The sequence below is a fragment of the Daejeonella sp. genome, assembly GCF_030684675.1.
Lineage (GTDB): Bacteria > Bacteroidota > Bacteroidia > Sphingobacteriales > Sphingobacteriaceae > Daejeonella.
Genome location: NZ_JAUXXZ010000067.1, coordinates 25,733 through 38,089 on the forward strand (window position 1 = coordinate 25,733; position 12,357 = coordinate 38,089).

Consider the following 12,357-nt stretch of genomic DNA (forward strand, 5'->3'; position numbering starts at 1 on the left):
TGATTTGAATGATGATAAATAATAAAAAGCTTCAGCGGGCTGAGTTTATAAAAATGACCGGAGGACTGGCATTTTTAATGCTTAGCAATAAATGGTCTTTCGCTGAAAGCAGTTTATCATCTGATCTTGTTGCAAGTGCCCAAAAACGTCAGGAATATACAATCTCCTTATTAAAGCAATTGGTGACGGATATTGGTCCAAGGCTGAGTGGAAGTAAGGCCTATGCAAAGGCTGCAAAGATTGTGCTTAAGGAAATGCAGCGTTCCCTTCCTCAGGTTAATTATGATAAATACGAATTTGATGACTGGGGTCCGGTAAGTAGTTCAGATTTGATTGTTGCCGGACAGCATATTGAGGCAATACCTCAGAAAAGAGGTTTTGGAACTCCAGCCGAAGGTGTAAGGGGAATATTTAAAAAAGATGGTACTGGCTACGCAATTATTGACGAGCAAAGCGATCAGATTCTGGCATATTTTTCTGTCAGTCAATATGGAAGAGCAATTGCAGGATCTGCAAGCGGAAACCTGGACAAATTAGTCCCTGTTTTTGGGCTTGGGAAGCAGGATATTCTCCTGCTTGATCGATTCGCAAAAAATAAAAGCCAGGCCTGGATTAAATCAGAATATAAGCCTGTTCATAAAGCCCCTGGAATCAATGTAATTGGTCGTATACAGGGGAAAAGTAAAAGTGAAATTTTGATTATTGCCCATCTGGATACTATTTTCAATACGGCGGGTGCTAATGATAATGCCGCTTCAGTTATTGTCATGCTGATGCTGGCACATGCAGCATCCGCGAGGCAAAATAATCACACCCTGACTTTTTTAGCCTCTGATTCGGAGGAATATGTTTTTGAAGGGGCATATCACTATGCAAATAGCCGGATTGCAGATAATACAATGAAGGATATTAAATATGTCCTGAATTTTGATTCCCTGACCTATGGACCAAATCTCTGGATTAATTCGAAAGACCAGGGTGTCAAAGATATGATCAGGGATATTCATAAGGATTTGAATATTGAATCAACACCAATCTATGGTGAAAATGATGGATTTGTAATGGATTCATTGCCTTTTAAACCATCGGGTGCCAGAGCATTGCATGCAAACAGCAGGGGTTATGATGAAAAGACCCTGCCGGTTTATCATCGGCCTGATGATACTGCGGATAAAGTCCCGCTTGATTGTGTGGAGATCAGTTTTAAGGTGTTTGATGAGTTTATAAAAAGGGTTGATCGTATGTAGAAACCTTGTCCCTAATCGTAATTGCACATAATAAATAATAAAAATCAATATAATTAAATTAAGAATACATGAAAATCGCCGCATTTGTTGCCTTACTTTTTACAGCCGGAATGGCTAATGCCCAATCGGGATCCGGTTGGTACACCGAAGGGAAGGACTACAACCCCACCCGAAGAATTAAGATCACCGTTACAAATCCTTTAAATGTAGCCATTAAAGCTTGTCCGATCGTTGTGCCACGGACTAGCTTGCCAATGCAAAATATCCCTGAACGCTGGATAGGCATTGTAGACCCAAAGCTTCCATCAGATCCTGAACCAACGGTTGAACAACTCAAGACCAATAGCGGTTATGTGAGAAGAAAAGAAACCAATGGTCACTATGTAGAACTTCAGGTAGACGATAAGAATAAAGATGGTATTTGGGATGAGATCTTTTTCATGTCAGATCTGGCAGCTAAAGAATCAAGAGATTTTTACATCTATATCGACCATTATGAGCGGGGAATGTATGAGCATCAGGTTCATGCATCAATCGCCAATTACGGACGTCATATTGTACCCTTATGGGAATCAAAGGATATGGGCTGGAAACTATGGTATCCTCATGAAGTAGATCTTCATGGTAAAAGAGCTCCAATGCTGACCGCTTATTATGAGTATTCAACCAATAAGTCGGGTTATTATATGCCATGGGAAATGGGAACAGATATCATGACCGTTGCCAGTACTTTTGGTGCAGGGGGTATGTGTATTTTCGAAAACCCGATGGATATGGAGAACCCGGCACGCGCCTACCATTCTCCTTTCAAAAATAAAGGTCCCTTTGATGATAGCCGCTTTGCATTTGATTTAGTGTACAATGGCCCCCTTCGTAGTATGATTAAGGTTAGAACAACTAATTGGAATTCAGGAAAGGGATTTTATGAACTGGATCAGTATTATACCGCCTATGCCGGAAAAAGCTGGAGCACTGTGGAGACCAAATTCAGCGAATTTAATGCACCAAATGCCCAGGTGATGTTTGGAGCAGGTATTCGCCGGATTATGAATGAATATACCTCAGTCAATAAAAATGGAATCGCTATTTCAATGGGTAAAAATGTTGAAGCCAGAATTCCGGATGAGGATATCGGTGATGAGGTTTTAATGGTGCCATGGCAGGGAATAGGTATGGTTGTAAAAGATAAATACAGGCCTCAATATCAGGCTATTAAAAACTATGGTGGTAACCATGTTTTTAAAATGCCGGTTACCAGTGACCTTAGTTATGAGTACATGATATTTGGTGCATGGAGTTTCGGTGAAGTAAATAATAATGAAAAGGATTTTGTAAAGTATGTTGAAGACGAGGCATTGAAATACAATTATCCGCCGCAGATAGCAGTACATGCGCTTGAGACTAAAGCCAAATAAAACAGATGGGATAAGTAAGTCCGGTTTGTAAAGCAGGATCGGTTTTCCCTCTAAACTTTATCAATTGAGAAGAATGTCTGCCATTGACCATCTTATGTTCTAAATTTTTACAAAGGCTATGAAAAACATGCATTTTTTAAAGGTATCCTCAGTCATGCTGATGGTATTGATGGGTTTATTTGGCACCTTATCAGCACAAATAAAAGTGGGTGTTGCCGAAACGGTAATTACGCCACCAAATCCAATTGGTTTCAGGATGGCGGGATACGACAGGGGAACGAATACTTCTACAGGTGTTCACGATGATCTATTCGCCCGAAGTCTGGTTGTTGAAGCTGCTGATGGGACCAGTTCTGCGATGATTACTGTCGCTGTGGTGAATATGTCTGAACTGGTGATGGATCAGATCCGCAGCGGGGTAAATAAAGAGACCGGTATTCCCTTTAAAAATGTGATTATTTCATCTACTCACACGCATTCCGGTCCGGTGATGGGTAATCTTGAGGATGCTTATATTAAGTTTTTCATAAGCAGGGCTGTTCAAAGTGCTGTCAATGCATGGAAGGGCAGAGTTAATGGGAAGATTGGAGCAGGTTCAACCGAAGTGTTTGGAATGGCAATGAACGACCGCAGAATGGAACATGGTGGTGTTCCGCCTGATCCGGAAGCTGCGGTTATAAAAGTTGAGAATGTTCAGGGTAAACTAATGGGGGTATTTTTTAATTATGGCTGTCACCCTTCTGCATTGGATCTTCATAATTTAAAATTTACAGAGGACTGGCCGTATTTTTCAATCAAAGGAATTAAAGAGAAATTGCCAAAAGGTGTTATTGTGGGCTACTTTCAATCAGCACAGGGCGATGCAAAAGTGGGTTATCAGGCAGAACTGTCTGCAGTAGGTGCTTTTATGCAGGGTATAAGGAGTTTTGAATTCGCCGAAAAGAAGGGTCTTGTTCTTTCTGAAGCGGTACTTAAAGTATTGCCTGAGATTAAAACTGCTGCAAACCTGGATGTAAAAGTTACCTATGATAAATTCAAGATCCCAATCCGGACAACCTTCCCTTATACACATGAAGAAGCCCTTCGCTGGCAGGGGCAGGCAAAGAAGACCCTGGATGAAAAGGAAAAATTGGTTATTTATTATCCCAAAGATCTGGAAGGTGATGCCCGGCTAAAGGAAGCAGCCCGTGAATTGGTTGCAAAAGGAAGCATAGGGAAAACCATCGGACCAAGAACATTGGATAAATTCAAAGTTGATTACTGGCTTGCGACACAGGCAGTCGCTCAGTCCAAAAGGATTGAGGCTCTACCGGCAAATCCTGCACCCTATTTAATGCCAATGCAGGCGATACGGATTGGAACCACGGTTTTCGTAACCTTCCCGGCTGAAGTCTTTACTGAGATAGGTTTAAGCGTTAAACAGAAATCTCCCTATGCAAATACCTTTATTTTGGGTGTAGCAGGTGGGTTTAATGGGTATATCGCCACGGCTGCAGAATATATTGAAGGGGGTTATGCCGTTAATGGTAGTCCTTATGCACCTCAGGCAGAGCAGGTGTTGATTGATGCGTCGATGGAATTGATTGAGAGGGTGAAGTGAGGTGATAGTTGAGAGTGGAGAATTGAGAATTGAGAATTGAAATCGAGCCTTGACTATCACTATTTATTTCAATTGAAAAAGAATGTCATCCCGACGCAGGAGGGAACTTAGAGATTTTAAAGAAGATTTTAATATGGAAAAATGTAATCCATCGTAATAATAAGGTCAGTATCGTACAATGAATCAATAAATTACTGACAACAGGTAACTGATAACAGAATTAGATTATGAAAATAAAAGCAATCCTCCCTTTCCTGTCACTTTTCCTCTTTGTAAGTGCATTAAATGCACAAACATCTGGAAGCAGGGTGCCTTATGTCATTTATGATAATTTCGATACAGGTGAAATGTTTACCTGGGAGCCTTATCCCTATCAGCAGGATACGGGTTATGATCCATTATTTGGTACGAAGAAGGAGCCTGCTTTTGGAGGAAAGGGGAGTTCGCTTTCCCGCATAACAAAGCCTAATGATGCCAATGATCTGACACAGGGATTTACCAAGCGGATTGATATGTATTCTTTGAATTCTACAAGACTAAAGTTTGTATATTATTTCATGACTGACAGAAAACCTGAGAAGCTGGATGTTTCCCTCGGGACTTTCGATGGGAAATTATTCACCCATACAATTTTATCACCAAAGGCAAATACCTGGGTAGAGGTGGATATTCCGCTTAATTCGTTTTCTCTTAATGGAATATCATTGAAAGGAGGTGCTCATTTACAGGTTGTAGTAGTGCAGGCCTTTTATCCGCTTGTTAATCATTTGCCAAGTTACAGCATACTTATGGACGAGTTCAAGCTAAACGGTGAAAGATCCCGTCAGTTTATCGCTCAATCCCCCAATTCAACCTGGTTTGAGCAGTTCGGTCATGCTATATTGAACAAGCATTACTCAAATGGTGAAACGATTAACCTGAGCATCTCAGCCGAGCCGGGTAAAGCCCTGAATGAAGTGAGTGCCGAACTTATTAGTCCGGATAATAAAACGGCAGTAAGCAATATCAAATTTTATGATGATGGAAGCCACGGTGATTTAAAGGCTTTAGATGGTATCTGGTCAAATAATGCAGTTTATACAATTAAACCATTAGATCCACGGGGTCAGTGGAAGGTCAGGGCTGAATCGGGAACCGGAACAGAGCAATTTTCCTGGGATCTTGGATTCATCGTTCCTGTTTCTGATCACGCAGCAGGCGTACACCCAAGAGTATTTCATTCACAGGCTCAACTGGATGCCCGTATGGCAGGACCTGAGCCCGAGTCTGCAAAAAAACTTCTTAATAATTTAATTCAAAGTTATAAACCATCAACAATTGATATCGATAAGCTACCTGCGCAAAATATGGTCGCACCGGAGTCGGTAACTGGAGGACCATACGCAAGTGCCGGTATGGGCGGATGGTATAATACTCAGAATGCTTTGGTCAGAGTAATAACTAATGAAGCCTGGCACTATGCACTTACAAAAAACAAGGATGCAGCAGATAGGGCAAAGGCAGCACTCTTAAAACTTAGTCTATTACCTTCATGGCATCACCCCTGGATGGAAGCCAATGGTAACCATACCTATTATCCCGGAGCTCCTGCAGCCTTTGCAGCCGGTATAGCTTACGATATTTTATATAATTTACTCAGTGCTGAAGAGCAAAAGACTGTACGTGATGGCATGATGGAAAAATCGATTAAACCATTTTACCGTGATATGGTAGAACTGAATCGGATGCCTTCCAGTAATTCCAATCACATTGGGGTGATACTTTCGGGAGTGGGTGTTGCCGCAATGGCAATTGCAAATGATGATCCAAATTTACCGGGTTTGGAGCCCTATTTGTCGGGGATTCTCGCTAAGACTAAACAGTTTATCGACCGTACGATGTTGCCGGAAGGCAGCTATAATGAACCCTATACCTATCAGGAAATGGGATATCGTGAATTAGTTGAATTTCTTTATTCATTAGAGCGGAATTTCGGGGTTGATTATACCTCTACAACCAATTTAAAAGAGTTTTATCAGTATCCGATCTATGTTACCCAGGCTAAGGATGGTGCTTATCAGGATTTAGGGGATGTTTCGCATACCTATAATTTTACCCAGCAGCCGATGCAATGGCTGGTTTATAAAATGAAAGATCCTTTCATGTATAAATATGTAAAACCATCTTGGGATTCGGGTAAGGCAAGGGGCGGAATTATTCCCTATTTGTGGTACACAGAAGGGATCACGCCGATTGGCAGGGAAACGCTCCCATTATCAAAACATTTTGAAGGCAAGGGACATATGGTTACCCGGACTTCATGGGAAGATTCCGGGACTGTTATGATATTTAAGGCCGGGCCCAATGGGAATCATTATCATGCCGATCAGGGAACCATACTCTTAACACATAATGGAGAAGAACTCTTAAGTGATGCAGGACATAGCAGTGATTATTATGGAAATCTGTATTTTCCGGGCTATTATACCCAGGCGATCGGTCATAATGTGATGCTGGTAGATATGAATGCCGAAAGCCAGTCGGTAGGGGATTTTGAAAACGGAATTGCTGCCCTCAGAACGCATCCTGAAATTACTCAATCTTTTGCCGGAAATAATTTGATGGCAGCTGTTGGGGATCTGACCAATGTTTATAAAAATAAGATTTCAAAATATACCCGGACTTTATTGAGCTCAAAGAATGGTCCTGTTTTTCTATTTGATCAGGTAAAAAGTCCCGAAGCACATGCCTACAATTGGATCTTTCATGCTGAACATACAAATGGAAAAAGCTCCATATCTTACTCTGATAACCGGATGACTATAAACCGACCGGCAGCTCGTTTAACAATGGATATTCTTTCTCCGCAAGCATTAACCAGTCGGATCAGAAATTCAGACAGGGATGAGAGTTTTATTGCCATTTCATCTGAAAAGATGAAAGATGCTGATTTTCTGGCCGTTATGCAGCCTGAAAGTAAACCTGCCAACGCTAATTATGCATCCAGACCAAAGCCGAAACGAATCGATTCAAACGGATGGATTGGAGCTATACTCAATGAAGGAAATTCTACCCACTATGGATTTTTCAGGATAAATGACAGTTCAGATTCGGGTGTGGAAGGTTTTAAAACGGATGCTTCCAAATTTTCGGCACTAGTTGCAGATAATAAGCTCCAGGAAGCCTATTTTGATGGAAAGACATTTGAAGGCCATGGTTCAGATCTGAAATTCAGTGTTCCGGTTGCTGCTTCTCTGGAAGTGTCTTCTTCGGAAACTGTTCTGGAACTAAAAACGGATAATCCTGTTGAATTGACTATGGTCATTGGTTTAAAACCCAATTCTATTAGCTATAATGGTGTTTTGTTAAAGAACTGGAAGTATAGTCAGAAAACAAAAGTATTGAGTATTAGTCTGCCTAAGGGCCAGTCAAAAATTACTATAAATTAAGTGACATGGCATTAAACACATAGAAACATAGAATCTATATATCAATCTATGTGATTAAAAATTGATTGTTATTATTTATACGTCACAATCTGGTTCAATTAATTCAAAAAAATGAAGCATTTAGTCCTTTTGTTTGGAATTTTAATTGGAATTGGTTCGAATTCTTTTGCACAAAAAAGTACTCTGAACTGGGTGCAGGAAACCCGGGAAGCAGCCTGGCAGGCCCGTGATTCACAGGGTGAGTTTGTGTTTAAAGGCCATATGTGGATTCTTGGAGGATGGTTTACGCCCTCTTTACCTAATCCGCGGGACGTCTGGAAGTCGCCTGATGGAAAGAACTGGACCCGTGTCATAGAAACCGCACCCTGGCAGCATAGTGATCTTCCTGCAGCAATGATTTTTAAAAATAGAATGTGGATAATGGGAGGCCGTAAATTACCGGGCACCAATACCAGTAATCAGGTTTGGTCATCGAAAGATGGCGCTGACTGGGTGCTGGAAACCCCCAATGCGGGATGGAGTCCAAGATTAGCACCCGGATTTGTTGTGTTTAAAGACCGTATCTGGATAATGGGCGGCACCAGTGACTTTTATAAGAACAATGATACCACCCTTTTCAATGATGTATGGTCATCGGCAGATGGTAAAGAATGGAACCTTGAACTGGCCAATGCGCCATGGTCAAAAAGGACTCACGGACAGGCGCTCGTATTTGACGGAAAGATCTGGATTATAGGTGGTGGAACGCGCGCTCCAAAAGCAAACTCATTGAATGATGTCTGGTGTTCTGAGGATGGGGTAAACTGGACACAGGTTACTGCTGCTGCTCCATGGGATCCACGGATCTGGTTTTCTGCCCTGGTTTACCAAGACAGGATGTGGGTATTGGGTGGCTGGGCTGAATCAGGAAATAAGGGTGATATTTGGTATTCAAAGGATGGTAAAAACTGGACAGAACTAAAATCTGATATAAAATGGAGCACCCGGCATGAACAGGCTGCCTTTGTATTTAAAGATAAAATCTGGATAGCCGGTGGTGCTGCAGAACCAAACTATTTACTGGATAGTGAGGTGTGGAGTTTGAAGGTGCCGAGGAAGTGGTTTGAGGAGTAGGGATGAATTACGAATTACGGAAATACGAATTACGGGTTGAGAACCAAGAATAGGAAATGGAATTTAATTAATGACATCTGATGTCTGATACCTCATACTTCAGACCTCAGACTTCGTACCTCATACCTCAATAAATACACAATTATGAAAAAAATATCATTCTTACTCTTATTCGCCTTCATCTGTATGCTCTCTGTAGCGTATTCAGCCGATAAGCCTTCTGTTTACAAAGTCAAAAAACTCAAAGTTTCAATGAAAATTGATGCTAATTGGGATAAAGCGCAATGGAAGAAGGTAAAGGAAATTCCAATTGTGAATTTTATGGGGCAGCTGCCGGCATTTCAGCCTGTGGTGACTGCAAAAATGATGTATGACAGTGAAAATGTTTATCTGATCTATAAGGTTGAAGACCGTCATGTCAGGATTCAGAATACGAAGTTTAACAGCTCTGTGTCTACTGATGCCTGCGTTGAATTCTTTTTTTCACCGGATAAGGACTGGCCACTAAGATATTTCAATGTTGAGATCAATGCCGGTGGTACAGGCTTGATGGCCTACCATAAGGATGGCAAAAGGAATAATGTGAAAGAAGAAGATTTTAATGTTGTAGAACTTGCCCACACTTTGCCAAAAAAGCTGGAACAGGAGATTTCTGAACCTGTAACCTGGTTCCTTGAATTCAAAATGCCGCTCTCTTTGATTTCAAAATATGCAAATTATACTCAGCCGGCAAAAGGGGTTAAATGGAAAGCCAATTTCTATAAAACATCAAGCAGAAGCACTAATCCGCATTATATAACCTGGAATGTTGTTCAGAATCCGACTCCTCAGTTTCATCTTCCGCAATATTTTGGTACACTGGTGTTTAAATAATTAGGAGCAAAGAATAAAGTCAATGAAATACTAATTTGAGATTTAGTTTTCCGACTTACGAATTTACATAGGCAGCATGCCGGTTAAATTCGTCACCCGATAGCTATCGGGTCGCTTGCCCGTAATTACTATTTCCAATGGTAGGTGTTTTCACAGACCATGAGATGAGAGAGCGTTTATGGTACGGTGAGAACACCGACCAGAGGCAATAATAAATGTTTACAGATTGGCATCAATGGACTAATAACCTTTTTTAGCTCCGAATGAAATAAACTAGAATATGGAAAATTGTGAATATTCAAGACGACAGTTTCTGAAAAAGAATTCTTTAGTGGGATTAGCTTCAATGATAGGACTTGGGCTAAGTCCGGAAATTCTTGCTTCAGAAAGGATTGGAGAAGAAGGACAAACTGAATACCTAAGTGATAAGACAGTTATCGAAGGAAGCATTGATCAATTGGGAGGTATGTCTCTTCCGGATCTGCTGAAGTATCACCGTAATTATCTGAGAGACATTTACATTCCAAACTGGGAGCGGGGTATTGATCATAAGTACGGTGGATTTGCCAATGCAATAAGTCCGGGTCAGGAACCTGATTTTGAAAAGAAAGGCATGTACTTCCAGGGCAGAGCTGTCTGGATGTTCTCTTATCTGTATAATCATATCACAAATGATAAAAAGCATCTGGACGCAGCCATAAAAGGCCGTGATTTCCTGATCAAAAGTGCAATGACGGATGACTACAGATGGGCATCATTCGTGAGTCGCGATGGGACAAAGAAACTGACAGAACCTTTGGATCATTATGGTGATATCTATATGATGCAGGGTTTGGCAGAATTGTATATCGCAACAAAAGATCCTCGAGATCTTGATCTGGCAATCAAAACGGCCATATCTGTTAAAGACAGATTATTATCTCCAACCTATCAGCATGTTGATGCACATACCGAGGCGCTGGAGCCGGGAACCCGCCGTCTTCCAAGCTGGCAACACTTTTTAGCCGCTTTAACTCCATTACTTAAAGTTAGCCGTGATCCGGCTGTTGAGCGGATTGCCCGTTATTGTGTACGTGTAATCTGTGAGCATCACTGGCAGCCTAATGAAGGTGTTTTACTTGAATTACTCGATGATTATTTCAGACCCTATACCTTTGATGCACCAAATTGGGGTGCTTTCTATCCTCAGGGTGTAAGTGGCTGGCATTCGATTCAGGCTTGCTGGATGGTTATGAATGAAGCCTTGCGGGTTTCTCATTATCCTACCTTTAGAAAAGGCATGGAAATGGGAATATCTACGCTCGAAAAGACCTATATTTTAGGTAAGGGAATGCCCTCAAATCCCGATTTCGGGGGTTTATCACTAAGTCATCCAAAAGCTAAATTAGTTGAGAATGGGAATTATACCTGGGGAGCCCTGGATGATGTTCTCGTGTTTGGTCTTATGACCATCGAACATACGCATGATCCGCTGGTAATCGATTATTATAATGATTGTTTCAAGGTTTACTCAGCCAAACCCGAAAAGATTGTCACCAATGGTTTATTGCATACCCCTAGGCAATTTTTTTACTCCATAGAAATTTTGGAAAGAATTATTGCCAGAGGAGGTAAAGTTTCAGGGTTATTTGCAAAATCCTAAAAGGAAATATAAAGCCATCAACCATAATGTTATGGGTAGAAAAATAAAATTAATAGAATAAACAAATACAAAATAAGCCATGAACAATAGAATTTTAACTCTCGGATTTCTTCTATTATTTCTTCTATCAGCTCAAATCTCTTTTGCATCTGTTAGAAATTCGGTAGAGATACCATCTGATTGGCAGGAACATAAGATTTCTGCCGAAGATCTCGTGAAATGGAAATTGCTTGGAAAAGGGAAGGTATTTAATGTGTTAAATGCACAGACCTGCCTTTCAGAAGCCGAAGATAGTCAGGGAGTCATGCTGATGAGCCCGGAATCTTACGGCGATGTTATTCTAAAATATAAAGTCCTTGCACTGACTCCTGCTACGGTACTTGTAACAATCTTATCCGCTTCAGATCCCTTAGAAAAAAAAGGCTTAACTATACCGTCAGATTATGATGGTGGTATGAAATTGCTGAATGCAGATAGTAAGAATTACCTTTTTGCGTATAAAAATGCCCCTCATGGTGCAAATCCCTTCATTTTAAAAAATCCGGCATCAGTGCAAATCGCGAATGCTTCACATCCTGATATGATGGTAGCAGGGATTTATTATCAGGTGGAGATTTCCAAAATTGGTAAAGATATTCGAATGAGTATAGATGGGAAACGGGTTGTGGAAATGCAGGATACTACTCCCCATGGAAATGGAAATATCCTGTTCAGGATTCGGGGAACTGCCGGATTAACTGCTTCATGCCTGATCAGGGATCTCAGTATTTATAAACCAGGAAATTAACAGAACTAATCAAAAGCTATAAAGAAATATTCAATGTATAAATCCAGACGGGAATTCATTAAAAAAAATTCCATAACCCTTTTAGGGACTACAGTATTATCTGCAACTTCAGGCAACCTCCTTGCTTCGACTGCCGATTTTTTGATGCCACAGACCAAGGATCTTTTATTTTTTGATGCCTTCGCCCGCATCGGTCCGAGAAGGTACAAGCATCCGGGTGAAAAGTGGCAGTTGGAAGATCTGATCAAAGAA

General features: G+C 41.0%; 9 protein-coding genes. All 9 read left to right on the forward strand.

Annotation, left to right across the window (positions count from 1 at the left end):
- The first annotated feature begins 8 nt into the window (after positions 1-8).
- Complete coding sequence (locus Q8M41_RS14755) at positions 9-1,247, forward strand: M28 family peptidase (RefSeq protein WP_305366054.1); 1,239 nt, start codon at positions 9-11, stop codon at positions 1,245-1,247.
- A 68-nt stretch (positions 1,248-1,315) separates the two neighbouring features.
- Positions 1,316-2,662: a DUF4861 family protein gene (locus Q8M41_RS14760; RefSeq protein ID WP_305366055.1), complete on the forward strand. Its 1,347-nt coding sequence runs from the start codon at positions 1,316-1,318 to the stop codon at positions 2,660-2,662.
- A 127-nt stretch (positions 2,663-2,789) separates the two neighbouring features.
- Positions 2,790-4,262: a neutral/alkaline non-lysosomal ceramidase N-terminal domain-containing protein gene (locus Q8M41_RS14765; RefSeq protein WP_305366056.1), complete on the forward strand. Its 1,473-nt coding sequence runs from the start codon at positions 2,790-2,792 to the stop codon at positions 4,260-4,262.
- Positions 4,263-4,489: 227 nt separating this feature from the next.
- Positions 4,490-7,690: a heparinase II/III family protein gene (locus Q8M41_RS14770; protein ID WP_305366057.1), complete on the forward strand. Its 3,201-nt coding sequence runs from the start codon at positions 4,490-4,492 to the stop codon at positions 7,688-7,690.
- 111 nt (positions 7,691-7,801) lie between these two features.
- A complete protein-coding gene (locus Q8M41_RS14775) occupies positions 7,802-8,803 on the forward strand; it encodes a hypothetical protein (protein WP_305366058.1) in 1,002 nt (333 codons plus the stop codon).
- Between the two features lie 144 nt (positions 8,804-8,947).
- On the forward strand, positions 8,948-9,676 hold the full coding sequence (locus Q8M41_RS14780; protein WP_305366059.1) for a carbohydrate-binding family 9-like protein: 729 nt from the start codon (positions 8,948-8,950) through the stop codon (positions 9,674-9,676).
- A gap of 280 nt (positions 9,677-9,956) precedes the next feature.
- Entirely contained in the window at positions 9,957-11,318 is a 1,362-nt protein-coding gene (locus Q8M41_RS14785; RefSeq protein WP_305366060.1) for an AGE family epimerase/isomerase, read from the forward strand.
- 79 nt (positions 11,319-11,397) lie between these two features.
- Complete coding sequence (locus Q8M41_RS14790; RefSeq protein WP_305366061.1) at positions 11,398-12,105, forward strand: hypothetical protein; 708 nt, start codon at positions 11,398-11,400, stop codon at positions 12,103-12,105.
- 33 nt (positions 12,106-12,138) lie between these two features.
- Positions 12,139-12,357, forward strand: a 219-nt coding sequence (locus Q8M41_RS14795; RefSeq protein WP_305366062.1) for a hypothetical protein, incomplete at its 3' end; no start/stop codon positions are given.